This window comes from Kitasatospora fiedleri (genome assembly GCF_948472415.1).
GTDB classification, from domain to species: domain Bacteria; phylum Actinomycetota; class Actinomycetes; order Streptomycetales; family Streptomycetaceae; genus Kitasatospora; species Kitasatospora fiedleri.
On sequence record NZ_OX419519.1, the window covers coordinates 831,943 to 852,877 of the forward strand.

The window sequence follows — 20,935 nt, forward strand, 5'->3', positions numbered from 1 at the left end:
CCCCGGACAGGAGCCCGGCCGCTACCGCGTCAGCAGCTCCTCCAGGACGTCCGCCCCCTTCGGGGCGCCGCCCGCCCCGCGCACGATCCGGCCCAGGGCCGCCGCCCGGGGGCGGCAGGACATGGCCTCCCGGACGGCCTCGCGGAGGCCCTGCACGGTCGGCTCGGCGAGCGTCCTGCCGACCCGCATCTCCTCCGCCCGCCGGGCGATCGCCCGCTGTTCCGGGATCTGCGGCACCGCCACGAAGGGCACCCCGTGGTGGAGCGACTCCATCACCGAGTTCATCCCGGCGTGGCTCAGGAACACCTCGGCGTGGCGCAGCACCGCCACCTGCGGCACGTGCGCGTGGACCTCGACGTTGGCCGGGACCGGGCCCAGCGACTCCCGGTCCAGCCCGCCCACCGCCATGACGACCTGCCAGTCGCCGTCCCGAACGCCTCGATGCAGGTCCGGTAGAACTCGGGCCGGTCGTTGAAGACGGTTCCCAGCGAGATCAGCAGCACCGGGGCCCGCGACCGGGGGTTCCACTCCTCGGCGGCCTGCCGGCTGCTCAGCGACGGCCCGACGAAGTGGAAGCGCCCGTCGAAGGTGTCACCCGCCGGCTGGAACTCGCGAGGGACGAACACCAGGCTCGTCGGGGGCACGTGACCGAACATCAGGTCCGGGTCGTCCAGGAAGGCGTGGCCCTGCGCGAACTTCCCCATGTCCTGGACCGCGGCCACCAGCCGGGGGTGGGTGTGGTCGAAGTCGGCCGGCAGGTACACCTGCGCCGCCGAGAAGGACTCGTTCTCCGCGAAGGTCGGCACCAGGGAGACCTCCCGCACTTGGAGCAGGTTCGCCAGCATCCTGCCGGTGAAGGTCACCGAGTCGTAGCACACCGCGTCCGGCGGGTCGGCCGTGAAGTGCGCGGCCAGGACGGGGAAGGAGGCGCGCGCGTCGTCGAGGTAGTACTCCATCGTCACGGCGAGCTGTTCCGCCGTGAACTCGCCCCGCTCCGCCATGCCGGGCGGCAGCTGCGAGGGCAGGGTCACCGGCGACGCCCCGGCGGCGACGGCGGCGCCCACGGCGGCCGGTCCGGTGGCGTAGCTGACCCGGTGGCCGCGCCGGACCAGCTCCTCGACCAGCGGCAGGGTCGGGTTCACGTGCCCGGACGCGGGCGCGCTCACGAAGGCGAAGTGGGCCATCAGCCCTCCTCCAGGATGACCGGCAGGGTCTTGTGGCCGTTGGTGAAGAAGGAACCCAGCGGTTCGAGTACGGACGACGGGACGGCCAGCCGCAGCCCGGGGAACCGGGAGAACAGCGCGGACAGCGCCGTCGTCGCCTCCAGTTTCGCCAGCGGGCTGCCGAGGCAGAAGTGCACGCCGTGCCCGAAGGTGAGGTGGTCGGCCCGCGACGGCCGGACGACGGAGAAGTCCTCCGCGTCGGCCCCGTGCTGCGCCGGGTCGCGGCCGGCCGCGCCGAAGGACAGCAGGATCGCCTCGCCCTTGCGGATCAGCACGCCGTCCGCGGCGATGTCCTCCACGGCGTAGCGCAGCGGCAGGTTCGGCACCGGTGCCTGCCAGCGCAGCGTCTCGTCGACGACGTCCTCCCACGTGCTGGTCCCGGACCGCACCAGGGCGAGCTGGGACGGGTGGGTGGCCAGCGCGTGGACGGCGTGGTCGAGCAGGTTGACCGTCGTCTCGAAGCCGGCGGAGATGGTCAGCAGCAGGGTGTCCAGCAGTTCCCGCTCGGACAGCCGGGTGCCGTCCGCCTCCTGCGCGGCGATCAGGTCGCTGGTCATGTCGTCGCCGGGGTCGCGCCGTTTGGCGGCCACGAGTTCCTTGAGCAGCATGTACAGCTCGCCGGAGGCGGCCTGCACCCCGGCCGGGTCCGCGTCGAGGCTGAACACCGCGTCCACCAGCCGCCGCAGGTCCGCGCCCGTCTCCGCGGTCACCCCGAACAGTCCGGTGATGACCTGGATCGGCAGCGGGAACGCGAACCGCGCGCGCAGGTCGACCGGCTGCCCCGGCGGCACCGCGGCCAGGTCGGCGATCAGGCCGGCCGTGATCTCCTCGATGCGCGGCCGCATCGCCTTGATGCGGCGCGGGGTGAACGCCTTGGCGACCAGGCTGCGCAGCCTGGTGTGGTCGGCCCCGTAGGCGGTGAACATGTTCTGCATCGCGACCCACATGATCAGCGGCCAGTCCGGCGGGATGTCGCCGTCGCGCCACAGGGGCCAGTGCTTGTTCGCGTCCTTGGAGACCTTCGGGTCGAGCAGCAGCCTCTTCGCCAGGTCGTGCCCGGTGACGGCCCAGGCCGACACGCCGCCGGGCAGTCGGACGCGGGTGGCCGGGCCCCGCTCGCGGAGGGCGGCGGCCTCGCCGAAGACGTCGCCGCCCGAGGGGTCGATGACGTACGCGTCGGCGGGCGCGGCCTGCGCGCGCACCGGCTCGGTGAAGGTGGTGGTGGTGCGGGGCCGGGGCGGCTCGGTGACCTCCAGCAGGGCCGCGGTGAACCGCGAACCCATGCCGAGGCCGATCGACATGACGGTGTCGCCGGGCTTGAGCGTCTCGTCGTGCAGCAGGTGGTCGATGCCGAGCAGTTGGTCGCACGGCCCGACGTGGCCGAGCTCGCGCAGCATCGGCCAGGTGGTGCGGCCCAGGTCGATGCCGAGCGGCTCCAGCACGACGACCTCCAGTTGGGCCAGGCCCAGGCCGGTGACGACGAACCTGGTGATGTCGGCGACGCCGACGCCGCCCTCCTTGGCGGCCTGCTCGACCGCGGCGACCAGGGCCCCGCTCATCAGCGTCAGGTACGGCGCCAGGCCGGTGACCTCGATCGGCGTGCGGTTCCGGTGGCCCGCCGGGTCCGGGATGGTCGGGGTGGCGAGGACCTCCATCTGGGTCGCGGAGCTGTTGGCGGTCGCGACCAGCCGCGCCCGGCCGGACTCGCGGTTGAGCACGGCCGCGGCCGCGCCGTCGGCCAGGAAGATCCCGATGCTGGGCTGCCAGCGCTCCCACCGCGGCGGCAGGAACCGGGCGGTGGCGGTGACCAGGGTCGCGGTCGCGGCCGGGTCGGCCACCAGGTGCGCGGCGGCGGACTGGAGCGCGGCCGAGCCGCCGTTGCTGGTCGCCTCGACCTCGTAGACGAGGGCGTGGCCGAGGCCGAGGACGCGCTGCAGGTGGCAGGAGGACGCCATGTGGTCCTGGTGGTCCATCTGGGCGTAGGCGGCCATGGCGATGTCGGCGCCGGTGAGGCCGGACTCGCGCAGGGCTCCGATCGCCGCGTGCACGGCCATCGCGTGCTCGGTGACGTCCTCGGAGCTGGTGAACGACACGAAGTCCGACAGTGCGAGCAGCCGCCGCATGGTCGCGGTGTCCGGCACGGCCTGCGTCGCGGGCGTGCGGGGCGGCAGGTACCGTCCCGTTCCGCCGATGTACACGTTGTCCCAGATCATGCGTGGTCCTTTCCCCTGAGTTCGGACAGCCCGGCGCCGTAGCCGGTGAAGTCGAGGAGCCACGTGCTGATGGCCAGCGCCGTGGCCGCGGAGTGCTCCTCCAGGACGGTGAAGTGGTCGCCCGGGACGGTGAGCACGTCCTGCGCGGTGGTGGACAGCCGGGGCCACGGGCGCTTCCCGGTGCCCACCAGCAGCACCGGCGCGGTGACGGGCTCCGGGGCGCCGGCCAGGTCGAGGTAGCGGCCCATGGCCACCAGCCGGTCGTCGTCGACCGGCTGGACCTGGTGACCGGCGTCGAGCATGCCGGTGAGCACGCCCGGCAGGTCGTCGGGGTAGCCGTCGATGAGCACCACGGCGCTGGGCCGGGCCCCGCGCCGCTCCAGTTCCCCGGCGGTCGCCAGCGCCAGCCACGCGCCCACCGAACGGCCGACCAGCACCGGCGCGGCGACCGTCGACGCGGCCTCGGCGAGTGCGCGGACCAGGACGTCGGCGTCCGCGGGCAGCGGGTCGCCGGCGAAGCCCGGCAGGGTGACCGCCGTGACGTCGCGGGCGGCCTCCAGCGCCGCGGCGAACCGCCCGTACTCCTCGATGCCGCCGGACGCCAGCGCGGACGGCAGGCAGACCAGCGACGGCTGGAGGAAACCGGTCGCGAGGGCGACCGCCTCGGCCTTGGGCGCGTCGGTGGCCGGGCTCAGCCGGGACGCCGTGGCGAGCAGGTCGAGGCCGTCCCGCGCGCGGCCGACGTCGAGGGCCTTGCGCAGCAGGCGCTCCATCGGCCCGGTGACCCGGTTCTCCGGCGAGCACAGCTGCCCGTAGAGGTGGTGGACGAGCTGTTCGGGCGTCGGGAAGTCGAAGACGAGGGTCGCCGGGAGCTGGAGCCCGGTGGCCGTGTTGAGCCGGTTGCGCAGCTCGATGGCGGTCAGCGAGTCGACGCCGTGGTCGCGGAACGGCTGACGCGGGTCGTCGATCCCGCCGGGGGCCATCCCGAGGATGCCCGCGCTGTGCCCGACGACCAGGTCGAGCAGCAGGGCGCGCTGTTCGGGCTCGGGCAGGGCTTCGAGCCGGGCCCGCAGCTCGCCCGGGCCGGCCGCCGGCGCCGGCGCGCGCCGCGGCCGGACGAGTCCGCGCAGCAGCGCGGGCGGGGTGTCGACCGCCGCGAGGTCGAGGCGGACCGGCACCAGCGCCGGGCGTTCGCCGGCCAGGGCGGTGTCGAACAGGCCGAGGGCCTGCTCGGTGGCCAGCGGCAGCATGCCGGTCCTCGCCAGTCGGCGGTGGTCCGCCTCGGTCAGGTTCCCGGTGATGCCGCTGGACTCGGCCCACTGGCCCCAGGCGAGGGAGGTGGCCGGCAGGCCGCGCGCGTGCCGGTGCTCGGCGAGCGCGTCGAGGAACGCGTTCGCGGCGGCGTAGTTGGCCTGCCCGGGGGCGCCGAACACCCCGGACGCCGAGGAGAACAGCACGAACGCCCGCAGGTCCAGGTGCTCGGTGGCCTCGTGCAGGTGCCACGCGGCATCGGCCTTCGCGTGCAGCACCGTGTCGACCTGCTCCGGTGTCATCGTTCCCACCAGGGCGTCGTCGACGACCCCGGCGGCGTGCACGACGACCCGCAGGTCGGGAATCGAGGCGACGAGGTCCCGCAGTGCCGCGCGGTCGCCGGCGTCGCAGGCGACCACGGTGAGGGCGGCGCCCAGCTCCTGCCGGAGCCCGGGCGGCTCGACGCCGCGGCGGCCGGCGAGCACCACGTGCCGGGCGCCGTGCCGCGCGACCAGGTGCCGGGCGACCAGGACGCCGAGGGTGCCGGTGCCGCCGGTGATCAGCACGGTGCCGTCCAGGGGCGCGCCGTCCAGGGGCCCGGCCGACCCGGCCGGGGCGGTCGGGGCGGCCGGGGCGGCCGGGGCGGCCCGCACCAGCCTCGGCACGAGGGCGGTGCCGTCGCACAGCCGGATCTCGGGCTCGCCGTCGGCCACGGCGGCGCGCACCGCGGCGGGAACCGCCCGCCGCGAGGCGGCCGTGCCGTCGTGCCGGACGGTCAGGATGCGCCCGGGGTTCTCGCTGTGCGCGCTGCGCAGGAAGCCGCGGGCGGCGGCCGAGGCCAGGTCGTCGCCGGTGAGGACCACGAGCCGGGCCGGCGTGTCGGTGGCCAGGAACTCCCGGACCCTGCCGAGCAGTTCCCGGGTCACCGCGTGGGCGGCCGCGGCAGGTTCGCCCTCGCCGGCGACCTCGTGGAGGACCGTCTCGGTGCCCGGGCCGTCCGGTGCCGCCATCGGGGTCCAGTCGACGGCGAACAGCGTGTTCGGCCGGTGCCCGGCCGCGGGGCCCCCCGCTTCGACGGGCCGCAGGACGATCTCGTCGATGCTGACGACCGGCGTCCCGGCGGTGTCGGTGATCCGCACCGCGTAGGTGTCCGGCCCGGTCGGGTGCAGCACCGCGCGGACCGTCGCGGCCGACCCGGTGACCGACACGCCGGAGAACGAGAAGGGCAGCCGCGCCGGACTGCCGCCGTCCTCGGCCGCGAGCCCGGCGAGCAGGGTCAGCGGCTGGATGGCGGCGTCCAGGAGCGCGGGGTGGACGCGGTAGCCGGTGAGCTGCCCGGGGTCCGCCGGGAAGCTCACCTCGGCGTGCAGGTCCTCGCCGTGCCGCCGGACGGCGGTGAGTCCCCGGAAGGTCGGCCCGTAGTCGTAACCGGCTTCGGCGAGCCGGTCGTGGAGCGAGCCGATGTCGATCGGCGCGGCCTCGCCGGCGTCCGTGCCGGGCGCGTCCGTCCGGTCGGCCCGGTCCGCCGCCGGGCTGAGCACGCCGGTCGCGTGGCGGGTCCACTCGTCGGGCTCGGCGGAGGTGCGGGAGTGGACGGTGACGGGTCGGCGTCCGGTGTCGTCGGGCGCGCCGACGGTGACCTGCACGTGCACGCCGTCGCGCTCGGACAGCACGAGCGGCGCCTCCAGGACCAGTTCGGACAGGACAGGACTGGCCGTGTGCTCGCCGGCGTGGACGGCCAGGTCCACGAACGCCATCGCGGGCAGCAGGGGCGAGCCCGCGATGACGTGTTCGGTGAGCCACGGGTGGGCGGACCCGGAGAGCTTCCCGGTCAGCACCACGCCCTGCCCGTCGGGGAGCTTCACCAGGGACCGCAGCAGCGGGTGGTCGGGCGTGTCGGGGCCCTCCGCCGGGGTGGTGGGCCGGAGCCAGTAGTGCTGGTGCTGGAAGGCGTACGAGGGAACCCACACGTCCGACTTCCCGACCGGCGGGGTCCAGTCCGCCGCGCCGTCGGCCCACAGCCGTCCCAGACCGGCGAACAGCCGCTCCACGGAGTCACCGTGACGGCGCATCAGGCCGTTCGGCACCAGCGACGGGTGCGGACCCACCTCCACGAACCCCGTGACGCCCTGGCCGGACAGCCAGTCCATGGCGTCCGCGAACCGGACCGGCTCCCGCACCTGCCGCACCCAGTAGTCCGGCTCCCCCAGGTCCACCGGATGTCCGGCCACCGTGGAGACCACCGGGACCACCGGCGTACCGAACGACAACCCTCCGGCGACCCGGGCGAGTTCGTCCAGCACCGGGTCCATCCGCGCCGAATGGAACGCGTGGCTGACCTCCAGCCGCCGCACCCGACGCCCACGACCCCGCCACACCTCGGCAACCGCCAGCACCGCCGCCTCGTCACCCGACACCACCACCGCGTCCGGCGCGTTCACCGCCGCCACCTCCACACCAGGCACCAGCGATTCCGCCACCTCCTGGACCGACGCCTGGAGCGACACCATCGCCCCGCCACCGGGCAGTTCCTGCATCAACCGGCCTCGCGTGCTCACCAAGGCGCAGGCGTCCTCCAGCCCCAAAACCCCCGCCACATGCGCCGCAGCCACCTCGCCCACCGAATGTCCCACCACGAAATCCGGTCGTACGCCCAACGATTCCACCAGCCGGAACAGCGCCACCTCCAACGCGAACACCCCGGCCTGGGTGAACCGCGTCTGCCCCAGCACCCCCTCCGCGTCCTCGAACAGCACCTCCACCGGCAACCCCAACACCCCGCACACCTCGTCCAACACCCGCGCGAACACCGGAAACACCCCGTACAGACCCCGACCCATCCCCGCCCACTGACCACCCTGACCGGAGAACACGAACGCCGACTTCCCCGAGTCGCGAGCCTCGCCGGTCACCAGCCCGGGATGCGCCTCCCCGCGGACCAGGGCCGCCAGGGCCTCCGGTCCGGTCACCACGGCCCGGTGGGCGAACCGGGTCCGCGCGGCGAGCGCGGCGGCGATTCCGTCCGCGTCAGCGTCGGGGGCCTTGGCCGCGTACGCCTGTAGCCTGCGGGCCTGTTCGTGCAGCGCCGCGTCCGACTTGGCCGACAGCAGCCACGGCACCGGCGCGACGGCTGCGGGCGCGGACGTGGGAGTGGCAGGGGAGCCGGACGATGTCTCCTCTGCCGGTGCCGGGTCCGGTGCCTCCAGGATCACGTGCGCGTTGGTGCCACTGATGCCGAACGCCGAGACGCCCGCGCGGCGCGGGCGGCCGTTGTCGGGCCACGGCCGGGCCTCGGTCAGCAGCCGGACGCTTCCGGCTTCCCAGTCGACGTGCGTGCTCGGCGCGTCGACGTGCAGCGTCGGCGGCAACTGCCCGTGCCGCATCGCCATCACCATCTTGATCACACCCGCCACACCCGCCGCCGCCTGGGTGTGCCCGATGTTCGACTTCACCGACCCCAACCACAACGGCTCGGAACGATCCTGACCGTAGGCGGCCAGTAGCGCCTGGGCCTCGATGGGGTCGCCCAGCGTGGTGCCGGTGCCGTGGGCCTCCACCGCGTCCACCTCGGACGGCTGCAACCCGGCACTGGCCAACGCCTGCTGGATGACGCGTTCCTGGGAGGGGCCGTTGGGCGCGGTCAGCCCATTGGACGCGCCGTCCTGGTTGACCGCCGAACCCCGCACCACCGCCAGCACCCGGTGACCGTTGCGGCGGGCGTCCGACAGGCGCTCCAATAGCACCAGACCGGCGCCCTCGCCCCAGCCCGTGCCGTCGGCCGCCTCGGCGAACGCCTTCACCCGGCCGTCGGCGGCAAGCCCCCGCTGCCGGGAGAAGTCGATGAAGGCGGCGGGTGTCGCCATCACCGTCACCCCGCCGGCCAGCGCCAGCGAGCACTCACCCGCCCGCAGCGCCTGCGCCGCCAGGTGGATCGCCACCAGCGACGACGAGCACGCCGTGTCCACCGACACCGCCGGACCCTCCAGCCCCAGCAGGTACGACACCCGCCCGGAGGTCACACTCGTCGCCGTGCCGGTGGCCACGTAGCCGTCCGCGTCGCGGGAGATCTGGTCTACTCCGCCCGCGTAGCCGGATGCCCAGATGCCGGTGAACACGCCCGTCCGGCTGCCCTGCAACGACGTCGGATCGATCCCCGCGTCCTCGAACGTCTCCCACACCGTCTCCAGCAGCACCCGCTGCTGCGGGTCCATGGCGAGTGCCTCACGCGGCGAGATCCCGAAGAACGCGGCGTCGAAGCCACCCGCATCCGCGAGGAAGCCGCCCGACCGCGTGTACGACGTCCCCGGGCCACCGGCCGGATCGTAGAGACGACCCACGTCCCACCCACGGTCCGACGGGAACTCACCCACCGCGTCCACCCCGCCCGCGACCAGATCCCACAACTCCTGCGCCGAGCCCACCCCGCCCGGATACCGGGCCCCCAACCCCACCACCACGACCGGATCACCCGACACCGCGACCCCGACCGGCCCGGGCACGACCGTCCGGCGCTCCTCGCCGAGGACCGCCTCACGCAGGTGTGCGGCCAATCGGGCCGGGGTCGGATGGTCGAAGACCATCGTCGCCGACAGCCGCACTCCGACCGCCGTGGACAGCCGGTTGCGCAGTTCCACCGCGGTGAGCGAGTCGAAGCCCAGGTCCTTGAAGGCCAGGTCGGCACCGATCTCGTCGCTGCGGCCCAGCACGGCCGAGGCGTGGGTGCGGACCAGGTCGAGCAGGAGCTCGCGTTGCCGGGCCTCGGGGAGCGATCCCAGCCGGCCCGCCAGTGCGGTGGTCCGCACCGGTGTGCGGGCGCGTGCCAGCGCGCGCAGCACCGGCCGGTCGCCCGGTGCGGGCACCTTGAGCACGGCCGCGACCACCGCCGGTTCCGCGGTGTCCAGGCCCCCGTCGAACAGGCCGAGTCCGTGGTCGGTCGCCATCGGCAGCAGCCCCGCGCGGGCGAGGCGTGCACGGTCGGTCTCGGACAGCTGCCCGGTCAGCCCGCTGTCCTCGGCCCACTGCCCCCAGGCCAGCGACACCCCGGGCAGGCCCTGGGCGCGCCGGTGGGCGGCCAGGCCGTCGAGGTAGGCGTTGGCTGCGGCGTAGTTGGCCTGTCCGGGGCTGCCGAGCGTGCCGGCCGCGGAGGAGAAGAGGACGAACGCCGCCAGGTCCCGTTCCCGGGTGAGCTCGTGCAGGTGCCAGGCGGCCCGGGCCTTGGGCTCCCAGACCGCCGCCAGCCGCTCGGGCGTCAGGGACTCGACGACACCGTCGTCGAGCACACCGGCCGCGTGCACGACCGCCGTCAGCGGGTGCGCGGCCGGGATCGCGTCCAGCACCGCCGCCAACGCGTCCCGGTCGGCCACGTCACAGGCCGCCACGGTCACCTGCGCGCCCAGCCCGGCCAGTTCCGCGCGCAGCGCCGCCCCGCCACCACGGCGGCTGACCAGCACCAGGTGCCGCACACCCCACTCGGCCACCAGGTGCCGGGCCACCAAGCCGCCCAGCGTCCCCGTACCGCCGGTGACCAGCACCGTCCCGGCCGGGTCGAGATCCGCGGGAACGGTCAGGACGATCTTCCCGACGTGCGCGGCCCGGCTCATGAACCGGAAGGCGTCCCGCGCGCGGCGGACGTCCCAGGTGGTGAGCGGTGGCAGGCGCAGCTCTCCTGCACCGAGCAGCCGGACGGCCTCGGCCAGGATCTCCCCGAGCCGCTCCGGTCCCGCGTCGGCCAGGTCGAAGGCCAGCACGCCGGGCCGGACGTCGGCCTTGCCCATCTCCACGAACCGCCCGCCGGGCGCGAGCAGCCGCAGGGAGGCGTCAAGGAACTCGCCGGACAGCGAGTTCAGCACCACGTCGAAGGGTCCGAACCGGTCGGCGAACTCCAGGGTCCGGGACGAGGCGATGTGGTCCTCGTCCAGCCCCAGGGCGCGCAGCGCGTCCCACTTGTCCGGGCTCGCGGTCGCGTGGACGTCCGCGCCCCAGAGCCGCGCGAGCTGGACCGCCGCCGTGCCGACGCCGCCGGTGCCGGCGTGGATCAGCACCCGGTCACCGGCCTTCAGCCCGCCCAGGTCGCGCAGGCCGTACCAGGCGGTCAGGAAGGCGATCGGCACGGCGGCGGCCTGGGCGAACGTCCACTCGTCGGGGATGCGCACCAGCACCCTGTGGTCGGCGACGGCCACCCGGCCGAACGCGCCGGGCAGCAGCCCGGCGACCCGGTCGCCCGGCCGCAGCCCGGTGACCTCGGTGCCGACCTCGGTGACGACGCCCGCGCCCTCGCTGCCGAGCAGCGCCGGGTCCGGGTAGACGCCGAGGGCGATCAGCACGTCCCGGAAGTTCAGGCCGGCCGCCCGCACGGCGACGCGCACCTCCCGGGGCCCGGGCGGGGCCTGCTCGTACGGCAGGAAGGCGAGGTCGTCCAGGCTGCCCGTGCCCGCCTGCGTCAGCCGTCCGTCGAACGCCTCCGGTGCGGAGCGCACGAGCCGGGGCACGTAGACGGCTCCCCGGCGCACCGCCACCTGGTCCTCGTCGCCGACCGACAGGCCCTCGGGCAGCTCGTCGGCGTCCACGAGCACGAACCGGCCGGGGTGCTCGGACTGCGCGGACCGGACCAGGCCCCACACGGCCGAGGCTTCCGGGTCACTCACCCGTCACCGGGAACGACGGCGACCGCGCCCCGCGTGCGCACCACGAGCCGCTCGCCGGGCCCGGCCAGGAAGTCCTGGACGGCCGTCAGCGCCTCGGCGACCGAGCCGGGCGAGACGACGGCGTCGCCGAGCGCGCCCTCGCCGGGGGTCAGCGGAATCCAGTCGAGGACGTACAGCGGGCCGCGTTCGGCCATCGGACGGGTGGTCAGCGCCTCGACGGTCGCCACCGGCTCGCCGGAGCGGTCCGCCAGGTGGACGGCGTACACGCCGGGGCCCGCCACCGTCAGCCGCACGCGTGCGGAGGTCACGCCGGTGCGGTGGACCGCGATCCCGCTCAGCGAGAACGGCAGCCGCACGTCGCCTTCCGTTCCGGCCAGCAGCGCCAGCGGGTGGAGGGCGGCGTCCAGCAGGGCCGGATGGACGGAGAACCGGGCCGCGTCCGGCACGGTGACCTCGGCGAACACCTCGTCGCCGCGGCGCCACACCGCCTGCACGGCCTGGAAGGCCGGACCGTACTCGTAGCCCGCCGCGGCGAGCGTGTCGTAGAGCCCGGTGACCGGCTCCGCACCGGCCGGCGGCCACTGCCTCAGCTCCTGCCCGACCACGGGTTTCCCGCTCACCGTGCCGGTGGCGTGCCGCACCCAGCCGTCCGTACTACGGGACCGGACGTCGACCGTGCGGCGGCCGGAGCCGTCCGGCTCGCCCACGACGACCTGCACGTCCACCGCGCCGTCCGCGGGCAGCACCAGCGGTGCCTCCAGCACCAGTTCCTCCACCGCCGCCCCGGCCGCGTGCACCACCAGCTCGACGAACGCCGTCGCGGGCAGCAGCACCGTCCCCCGGACGGAGTGGTCCGCGAGCCAGGGGTGGGTGGCCAGGGAGAGGCGGCCCGTCAGGACCCGCTGCCCGCCCACCTCGACAGCGGCGCCGAGCAGCGGGTGGTCCACCGAGTCGAGCCCGGCCGCGGACACGTCGCCCGCGCCGCCGGCGAGCCAGAACCGCGTCCGCTGGAAGGGGTAGGTGGGCAGCGCCACCGGCTCCCCTCCGGGGGACGGCCACCGCACCGGCACACCCGCGACGAACAGCCGCGCCGCAGCGGCCAGGAACTCGGCCGGGGTGCCGTGGTCACGGCGCAGCGTCCCGGTCACCACGCCCGTCTCGTGCTCCGCCAGCGCGGGCGTGAGCACCGGGTGCGGGCTGATCTCGACGAAGACGGTGCGGCCGTGGTCGAGCAGCGCACGGGTCGTCCGGTCGAACAGCACGGGTTCGCGGAGGTTGCGGTACCAGTAGGCGGCGTCGAGGGCGGAGGTGTCGACCGGCTCGCCGGTGACGGTGGAGTGGAAGGGGATCGTCGCCGGGTGGGGGGTGATGTCGGCCAGGTCGGTGAGGAGTTGGTCGCGGACCGCCTCGACCTGCGCGGAGTGGGCAGCGTAGTTGACGGGCAGGCGGCGGGCGCGGATGTCGTCGGCCTCACAGACCGTCAGCAGGTCGTCCAGCGCGTCCAGGTCACCCGACACGACGACCGAACCGGGGGCGTTGACCACCGCCACCGTCAGCCGACCGTCCCAACGGGCCGTGAACTCGACGGCCTGCTCGTGCCCGAGACCGACCGACACCATCCCGCCCCGGTCGGCCAACACGGCGAGCGCCCTGCTGCGCAGCGCCACCACCTTGGCCGCGTCCTCCAGGGACAGCGCGCCAGCCACGTACGCCGCCGCGATCTCGCCCTGCGAATGCCCCACCACCGCATCCGGCTCCACGCCGTGCGCGCGCCACAACTCCGCCAGCGCCACCATCACCGCGAACAGCGCGGGCTGCACCACATCCACCCGCTCCAACGAGCCACCGCCGGTCAGCACCTCCACCAACGACCAGTCCGTATAAGGCTCCAGAGCAGCCGCACACGCGTCGATCGCCGCCCGGAACACCGGCTCCGCGCCGTACAACTCCGCACCCATTCCCACCCACTGGGCACCCTGCCCCGGGAACACGAACACCGACCGACCCAGCGGACGGACGACCCCGGTCACCAGACCCGGCACCGACCGACCCTCCGCCAGCGCCATCAACGCCTCCGCACCATCCACCACCACGGCCCGGTGCTCGAACACCGTCCGGGCAGCCAGCGCGCCCCCGACCGCCGCCGGACTCACCTCGGGGTGCGCGGCGGTGAACTCGACCAGCCGACGCGCCTGTTCGCGCAGCGCCGCGTCCGACTTCGCCGACAGCATCCACGGCACCACCCCACCCGCCGACCCCGCCGACCCCGCCGAAACTGCGACCGGTTCCTCGGCCACCGCCTCGATCACCACGTGCGCGTTCGTCCCGCTGATGCCGAACGCCGAGACGCCCGCGCGGCGCGGGTGGCCGTTGTCGGGCCAGGGCCGGGCCTCGGTGAGCAGCCGGATGTTTCCGGTCTCCCAGTCGACGTGTGAGGTCGGCGCGTCGACGTGCAGCGTCGGCGGCAGTTGCCTGTGCCGCATCGCCATCACCATCTTGATCACACCGGCCGCACCCGCCGCCGCCTGGGTGTGGCCGATGTTGGACTTCACCGACCCCAACCACAGTGGCTCGGTGCGCCCCTGACCGTACGTCGCCAGCAGCGCCTGCGCCTCGATCGGTCACCCAGCGTCGTCCCCGTACCGTGCGCCTCCACCACGTCCACGTCCGACCCCGACAGTCCCGCGTTCGCCAGCGCCTGGAGGATCACCCGCTCCTGCGACGGGCCGTTCGGCGCGCCGAGGCCGTTGGAGGTGCCGTCCTGGTTGACCGCCGAGCCCCGCACCACCGCCAGCACCCGGTGCCCGTTGCGGCGGGCGTCGGACAACCGTTCCAGCAGCACCAACCCCGAACCCTCACCCCACGCCGTACCGTCCGCCGCCTCGGCGAACGCCTTCACCCGGCCGTCGGCAGCCAGGCCGCGCTGGCGCGAGAACTCGGTGAACCCCAGCGGGGTCGCCATCACCGTCACCCCGCCGGCCAGGGCCAGCGAGCACTCTCCCGAGCGCAGCGCCTGCGCCGCCAGGTGGATCGCCACCAGCGAGGACGAGCAGGCGGTGTCCAGCGAGACCGCCGCGCCCTCCAGCCCCAGCAGGTAGGCGATCCGGCCGGAGGTCACGCTGGTCGCGGCGCCCGTACCGAGGTAGCCCTCGGCGTCGGAGGGTGCCCGGTCGCCGTAGCCGGAGGACCAGATGCCGGTGAACACGCCGGTGTGGCTGCCGCGCAGCGAGGTCGGGTCGATCCCGGCGTGCTCGAACGTCTCCCACGCGGTCTCCAGCAGCACCCGCTGCTGCGGGTCCATCGCCAACGCCTCACGCGGCGAGATGCCGAAGAACTCCGCGTCGAAGCCCGCCGCGTCCGCGAGGAACCCACCCGACCGCGTGTACGACGTCCCCGGATGATCCGCGTCCGGATGGAACAGCCCCTCCACGTCCCAGCCACGGTCCGACGGGAACCCCCCGATCGCATCCACCCCACCCGACACCACACCCCACAGCTCCTCCGGCGACCCCACCCCACCCGGCAGCCGGCACCCCATCCCCACGATCACCACCGGATCGACCCCACCACCCACCGACGCCACCGACTCCACCGACGCCACCGACTCCACCGACTCCACCGACTCCACCGACTCCACCGACGCAACATCCCGGCTCGCACCGAGGACCCGGCTCAGCAGGTGCTCGGCGAGTTGCCGCGGGGTGGGGTGGTCGAAGGTGACGGTGGCGGGCAGGCGCAGGCCGGTGGCGCTGTTGAGCCGGTTGCGCAGTTCGACGGAGGTCAGGGAGTCGAAGCCGAGGTCCTTGAACGGCTGCCCGTCCCGTACGGCCCCCGGTTCGCGGTGACCGAGCACGGCGGCGGTGTGGGCGGTGACCAGGTCGAGTGCGGCGCGCAGCCGTTCGGCCTCCGGCAGCGACCGCAGGCGGTCGGCGATCGCGCCGTGCCGCGCCGGGCGCCGGGCCGCCGTGCGGGAGACGAGGCCCTTGAGGGCGGCCGGGTCGCGGGGGCACTCGGCGCACTGGCCATCACGGACAGGTCGAGGCGGACCGGCACCAGGGTGGCCCGGTCCGCGGCCAGCCGCGTCGAACAGCGCCAGGGCGTGGTCGGTGGCCAGCGGCACGACCCCGGCCCGCAGCAGCCGGTCCTGGTCGGCAGCGGTCAGCTGCCCGGTCATGCCGCTCGGCTCGGCCCAGTAGCCCCAGGCGAGCGAGGTCGCGGGCAGGCCCTGGCGCGCCGGTGCACGGCGAGGGCGTCGAGGAAGGTGTTGGCCGCGGCGTAGTTGGCCTGTCCGGGGCTGCCGAGCGTGCCGGCCGCCGAGGAGAAGAGGACGAACGCCGCCAGGTCCCGTTCCCGGGTGAGCTCGTGCAGGTGCCAGGCGGCCCGGGCCTTGGCTCCCAGACCGCGCCAGCCGCTCGGGGGTCAGGGACTCGACGACACCGTCGTCGAGCACACCCGCCGCGTGCACGACCGCCGTCAGCGGATGCGCGGCCGGAATCGCGTCCAGCACCGCCGCCAACGCGTCCCGGTCCGCCACGTCGCACGCGGCCACCGTCACCTCCGCGCCCAGCCCCGCCAACTCCTCACACAGCGCCGCCCCGCCACCACGGCGACTCACCAGCACCAGGTGCCGCACACCCCACTCGGCCACCAGGTGCCGGGCCACCAGGCCACCCAGCGTCCCCGTACCACCGGTGACCAGCACCGTCCCAGCCGGATCGAAACCCACCGGAACGGTCAGGACGATCTTCCCGACGTGACCGGCCCGGCTCATGAACCGGAACACGTCGACCGCGTCCCGGACTTGGCGCACGTCCAGCGGCAGCGGTGCGAACCCGCCGTCCGCGAAGGCCCGCAGGACGGCGTCCAGGAGTTCGCCGAGCCGGTCCGGCCCCGCGTCGGCGATGTCGAACGCCCGGTAGACGATGTCGGGGTGGTCGGCCGCGTCGCGGATGTCGGTCTTGCCCATCTCCACGAAACGCCCGCCGGGCGCGAGCAGCCGCAGGGAGGCGTCCAGGAACTCACCGGACAGCGAGTTCAGCACCACGTCCATCGGGGGGAACTTCCGCTCGAACTCCAGGGTCCGCGACGAGGCGATGTGCTCCTCGTCCAGCCCGAGGTCACGCAGCACGTGCCACTTGCCCGGGCTCGCCGTGGCGAACACCTCGGCCCCGAGCCGCCGGGCCAGTTGGATCGCCGCCATGCCGACACCGCCCGTACCGGCGTGGATCAGCACCCGGTGGCCGGCCGCCAGCCCGCCCAGGTCGCCGAGGCCGTACCAGGCGGTCAGGAACACCACGGGCACCGACGCGGCCCGGGCGAACGACCAGTCGTGGGCATCCGCACCAGCAGTCGCTGGTCGGCCACGGCGACCGGGCCGAAGGCGCCGGGGACCAGGCCCATGACGCGGTCGCCGGGCCGGAACGGGCTGTCCGGGCCGGTGTCGAGGACGACGCCCGCGCCCTCGCCGCCCATCAGGGCCGCGCCGGGGTAGACGCCGAGGGCGATCAGCACGTCCCGGAAGTTGAGTCCGGCCGCCCGCACGGCGATCCGGACCTGCCCGGGCCGCAGCGGTTCCATGAGCTCCGGGCGGGCACCAGCGCCAGGTCGTCGATGCTGCCGGTGCCCGTGTCCTCCAACCGCCACACCCCGGGCGGCGGGTCAGGCCCGCGCCGACGCGGACCAGGCGGGGACGCGCAGCGCCCCCTGACGTACCGCCAGTTCCGGCTCGTCCGTGCCGGCGATCAGCGCGGGGTCCCAGCTCGGGTCGGCGTCGACCAGCACGAACCGGTCGGGGTGCTCGGCGGCGGCGCTGCGGACCAGGCCCCGGACCATCGCGTGGTGGAGGCCGACCACGTCACCGGGCGCGGCGGCGACGGCGTTGCGGGTGACGACCGCCAGCCGCGTCCGCCCGCCCGCCAAGTGGTCCCGGATCACGGCGAGCACGCTCCGCGCGCTCTCGTACGCCGCCTCGACGGGGTCCGCGCCGGGCGCCGCCTCGGGCACCTCGTGGACGATCGGCTCCGCGAGGTCACCGCCCGTCGAGGCCGGTTCGACGGGGACCCAGTCGAGTGCGTACAGGCTGTCCGGCACGGCGGCGGCGTCGCGGACGGTCAGCGACGTGATGACGGCGACCGGGGTGCCGTCCGGCTCGGCCACGGCCACGGTGTACGTGTCCGGCCCGGTGGCGGACAGGCGCACCCGCAGCGGCCCGCGGCCGGCGGGCCGGATCGCCACCCCGGTGAACGCGAACGGCAGGCCGGTGCGGTCGGTGAGGAACGCCATGGGGTGCAGGGCGGCGTCGAGCAGCGCGGGGTGCAGGGCGAACGGCTCCTCGGCGGGGAGCTCCACCTCGGCGTAAACGGTGTCGCCGACCCGCCGGGCCGACGTGACGCCCTGGAACGCCGGCCCGTACGCGTAACCGAGCGCGGCCAGCGAGTCGTAGAGCCCGTCGACGTCGAGGGGCTCACCGGTCGACGGCCAGTCCCAGGCGCTCAGCACCGGCTCCTCACCCAGGGTCCCGGTGGCGTGCCGCACCCACGCGTCGCCGTCGCGCGAGTACACCGTGAGCGGGTGGCGGCCGTCGTCCTCGGGTCCCACGACGACCTGGAGGTGCACCGGCGTGTCGTCGAGGACGAGCGGCGTTTCGAGCACCAGCTCCTCGACCGCCCGGCCGAGCCGGCCGGCCGCGTGGGCGGCCAGCTCCGCGAACGCGGTGCCGGGCAGGAGGACGGCGCCCGCACGGCGTGGTCGGCCAGCCACGGGTGGGTGGTGAGCGAGATCCGTCCGCTGAGCACCGCGCCGTCGCGCAGTTCCACGAACGTGCCGAGCAGGGGGTGGTCGCCCGACGCCGCCGGGACGGGCCGCAGCCAGTACGGCTCGCGCTGGAAGGCGTACGTCGGCAGGCTGACGGGCTCGGTGGTGTCCGGGAACCGCCAGTCGACCGGGACGCCGTGGACGTGCAGGCGGCCGAGCGGGGCGAGGAAGTCGTCCTGGTCGCGCCGGAGCGTGCCGGTGACCAGGAGGTCGGAGCCGTGCCGGTGGCCGGTCTCCTCGACAGCGGCGACCAGGACCGGGTGCGGGCTGACCTCCACGAAGACGGTGTGGCCGTGGTCGAGCAGCAGCCGGGTGGCGAGGTCGAATCGGACGGGTTCGCGCAGGTTGCGGTACCAGTAGGCGGCGTCGAGGACGGAGGTGTCGACCGGCTCGCCGGTGACGGTGGAGTAGAACGGGACCGCCGCCGGGTGCGGGGTGATGCCGGCGAGGTCGGTGAGGAGTCGGTCGCGGACCGCCTCGACCTGCGCGGAGTGGGCGGCGTAGTCGACGGGCAGGCGCCTGGCGCGAATGTCGTCGGCCTCGCAGGCCGTCAGCAGTTCGTCCAGCGCGTCCAGGTCACCCGACACCACCACACTGTCCGCCGAGTTGACCACCGCCACCGTCAGCCGACCGTCCCAACGGGCCGTGAACTCGACGGCCTGCTCGTGCCCGAGACCGACCGACACCATCCCGCCCCGGTCCGCCAGCGCCACCAGCGCCCTGCTGCGCAGCGCCACCACCCTGGCGGCGTCCTGCAACGACAACACCCCGGCCACGTACGCCGCCGCGATCTCGCCCTGCGAATGCCCGACGACGGCGTCCGGCTCCACGCCGTGCGCGCGCCACAGTTCGGCCAGCGCCACCATCACCGCGAACAGCGCGGGCTGCACCACATCCACCCGCTCCAACGAGCCACCGCCGGTCAGCACCTCCACCAACGACCAGTCCGTATAAGGCTCCAGAGCAGCGGCACACGCGTCGATCGCCGCCCGGAACACCGGCTCCGCGCCGTACAACTCCGCGCCCATCCCCACCCACTGGGCACCCTGCCCCGGGAACACGAACACCGACCGACCCAGCGGACGGACGACCCCGGTCACCAGACCCGGCGCCGTGCCACCCTCGGCCAGGGCGTCCAACGCCTCCGCACCGCGCACCACCGCACGGTGCTCGAAACGCGACCGCCCCGCCAACGCCCGACCCACCGCCACCGCGCCGGCTCCCGGCTGCTCGGCCAGGAAAGCGCCCAGCCGACGTGCCTGTTCGCGCAGCGCCGCGTCCGACTTCGCCGACAGCACCCACGGCACCATGCCACCCGCCGACCCCGCCGAAGCCCCGACCGGCTCCTCGGCCACCGCCTCGATCACCACGTGCGCGTTCGTCCCGCTGATGCCGAACGCCGAGACGCCCGCGCGGCGCGGATGGCCAGTCTCCGGCCACGGCCGGGCCTCGGTCAGCAGGGCGACCCGGCCCGCCGACCAGTCGACGTGGGAGGTCGGCGCGTCCACGTGCAGCGTCGGCGGCAACTGCCCGTGCCGCATCGCCATCACCATCTTGATCACACCGCGACACCGGCAGCGGCCTGCGTGTGCCCGAGGTTCGACTTCACCGACCCCAACCACAACGGCTCGGTGCGCCCCTGACCGTACGTCGCCAGCAGCGCCTGCGCCTCGATCGGATCACCCAGCGTCGTCCCCGTACCGTGCGCCTCCACCACGTCCACGTCCGACCCCGACAACCCCGCATGGGCCAACGCCTGCCGGATGACGCGTTCCTGCGACGGACCGTTCGGCGCCGCGAGCCCGTTGGACGCACCGTCCTGGTTCACCGCCGAACCCCGCACCACCGCCAGCACCCGGTGCCCGTTGCGGCGGGCATCCGACAACCGCTCCAACAGCACCAGACCGGCGCCCTCGCCCCAGGACGTCCCGTCGGCCGCCTCGGCGAACGCCTTCACCTTGCCGTCGACGGCGAGCCCCCGCTGCCGGGAGAACTCGACGAACCCCGCGGGCGTCGCCATCACCGTCACCCCGCCGGCCAGCGCCAGCGAGCACTCCCCCGCCCGCAGCGCCTGCGCCGCCAAGTGAATCGCCACCAGCGACGACGAGCACGCCGTGTCCACCGACACTGCCGCGCCCTCCAGCCCCAGCAGGTACGACACCCGCCCGGAGGTGGCGCTGGTGGCGATGCGGTGGCGAGGAAGCCTTCGAGGTCCGGCGGCGGCTGGTGGCCGTAGCCGGACGACCACAGGCCGGTGAAGACGGCCGTGCGGCTGCCGCCGAGTGCGGTCGGGTCGATCCCGGCGTGCTCGAAGGTCTCCCAGGCGGTCTCCAGCAGGACCCGCTGCTGCGGGTCCATCGCCAACGCCTCGCGCGGCGAGATGCCGAAGAACCCGGCGTCGAACCCGGCGCCGTCGGCGAGGAAGCCGCCCGACCGGGTGTAGGTCGTGCCCGGCCGGTCCGGGTCGGGGTCGTGGACGACGTCCCAGCCGCGGTCCGGCGGGAACTCGGTGATCGCGTCGACACCGTCCGAGACCAGCCGCCACAGGCCGTCCGGGGACTCCACCCCGCCCGGGTAGCGGCAGCCCATGCCGATGATCGCGATCGGTTCGCGCGCGGCCTCCTCCAGGTCGGCGAGGCGCCTGCCGAGCACCCCCAGGTCGGCCGTGGCGCGCTTGAGGTAGGTGCGGAGCTTCTCTTCGTCAGACATCGCTACTCCTCAGCGTGGCGGACTCGCCCGAGCGGATGACCTCGGTCCTGCGGTGCGCATCGTCCAGAAGGCTGAACAGTTC

General features: G+C 74.6%; 5 protein-coding genes and 9 pseudogenes. All 14 read right to left on the reverse strand.

From position 1 onward, the window contains the following. Window positions 1–21: 21 nt before the first annotated feature. Entirely contained in the window at window positions 22–408 is a 387-nt protein-coding gene (locus tag QMQ26_RS04210; protein ID WP_282204796.1) for a nucleotide disphospho-sugar-binding domain-containing protein, read from the reverse strand. Further along, window positions 297–1,184, reverse strand: coding sequence for a glycosyltransferase (locus QMQ26_RS04215; protein ID WP_282204797.1), 888 nt, complete (start codon window positions 1,182–1,184; stop codon window positions 297–299). Before QMQ26_RS04215 ends, QMQ26_RS04210 begins: the two co-directional genes overlap by 112 nt. Further along, window positions 1,184–3,436 carry a cytochrome P450 gene (locus tag QMQ26_RS37235; protein WP_318552186.1) on the reverse strand — a complete coding sequence of 751 codons (2,253 nt, stop codon included), beginning with the start codon at window positions 3,434–3,436 and terminating at the stop codon, window positions 1,184–1,186. Before QMQ26_RS37235 ends, QMQ26_RS04215 begins: the two co-directional genes overlap by 1 nt. Beyond that, window positions 3,433–4,209: a thioesterase domain-containing protein gene (locus QMQ26_RS37980; RefSeq protein ID WP_404814151.1), complete on the reverse strand. Its 777-nt coding sequence runs from the start codon at window positions 4,207–4,209 to the stop codon at window positions 3,433–3,435. The genes QMQ26_RS37235 and QMQ26_RS37980 overlap by 4 nt, the downstream gene beginning before the upstream one ends. Before the next feature lie 102 nt (window positions 4,210–4,311). Next, window positions 4,312–4,686 (reverse strand): annotated as a pseudogene (locus QMQ26_RS37985) (beta-ketoacyl reductase); the annotation flags it as partial. Window positions 4,687–4,806: 120 nt separating this feature from the next. After that, window positions 4,807–5,412 (reverse strand): annotated as a pseudogene (locus tag QMQ26_RS37990) (SDR family NAD(P)-dependent oxidoreductase); the annotation flags it as partial. Window positions 5,413–5,457: 45 nt separating this feature from the next. Beyond that, window positions 5,458–5,697, reverse strand: a pseudogene (locus QMQ26_RS37995) (type I polyketide synthase); the annotation flags it as partial. 108 nt (window positions 5,698–5,805) lie between these two features. Then, window positions 5,806–6,339 (reverse strand): annotated as a pseudogene (locus tag QMQ26_RS38000) (polyketide synthase dehydratase domain-containing protein); the annotation flags it as partial. Then, window positions 6,331–6,837 (reverse strand): annotated as a pseudogene (locus QMQ26_RS38005) (hypothetical protein); the annotation flags it as partial. The pseudogenes QMQ26_RS38005 and QMQ26_RS38000, both read right to left, overlap by 9 nt. Next, window positions 6,829–7,527 (reverse strand): annotated as a pseudogene (locus QMQ26_RS38630) (acyltransferase domain-containing protein); the annotation flags it as partial. The pseudogenes QMQ26_RS38630 and QMQ26_RS38005, both read right to left, overlap by 9 nt. Window positions 7,528–7,680: 153 nt before the next feature. Further along, window positions 7,681–15,997, reverse strand: a pseudogene (locus QMQ26_RS38635) (SDR family NAD(P)-dependent oxidoreductase); the annotation flags it as partial. Between the two features lie 129 nt (window positions 15,998–16,126). Continuing rightward, window positions 16,127–16,531, reverse strand: a pseudogene (locus QMQ26_RS04240) (zinc-binding dehydrogenase); the annotation flags it as partial. 83 nt (window positions 16,532–16,614) lie between these two features. After that, window positions 16,615–16,908: an alcohol dehydrogenase catalytic domain-containing protein gene (locus QMQ26_RS04245; RefSeq protein ID WP_282204799.1), complete on the reverse strand. Its 294-nt coding sequence runs from the start codon at window positions 16,906–16,908 to the stop codon at window positions 16,615–16,617. A 108-nt stretch (window positions 16,909–17,016) separates the two neighbouring features. Further along, window positions 17,017–20,853: pseudogene (locus QMQ26_RS38640) on the reverse strand (type I polyketide synthase); the annotation flags it as partial. Window positions 20,854–20,935: the final 82 nt, after the last annotated feature.

Coding starts and splice junctions, on each gene's coding strand:
- QMQ26_RS04210 (WP_282204796.1), bottom strand. CDS start 408: ATGGCGGTGGGCGGGCTGGACCGGGAGTCGCTGGGCCCGGTCCCGGCC.
- QMQ26_RS04215 (WP_282204797.1), bottom strand. CDS start 1,184: ATGGCCCACTTCGCCTTCGTGAGCGCGCCCGCGTCCGGGCACGTGAAC.
- QMQ26_RS37235 (WP_318552186.1), bottom strand. CDS start 3,436: ATGATCTGGGACAACGTGTACATCGGCGGAACGGGACGGTACCTGCCG.
- QMQ26_RS37980 (WP_404814151.1), bottom strand. CDS start 4,209: ATGGAGCGCCTGCTGCGCAAGGCCCTCGACGTCGGCCGCGCGCGGGAC.
- QMQ26_RS04245 (WP_282204799.1), bottom strand. CDS start 16,908: ATGGAACCGCTGCGGCCCGGGCAGGTCCGGATCGCCGTGCGGGCGGCC.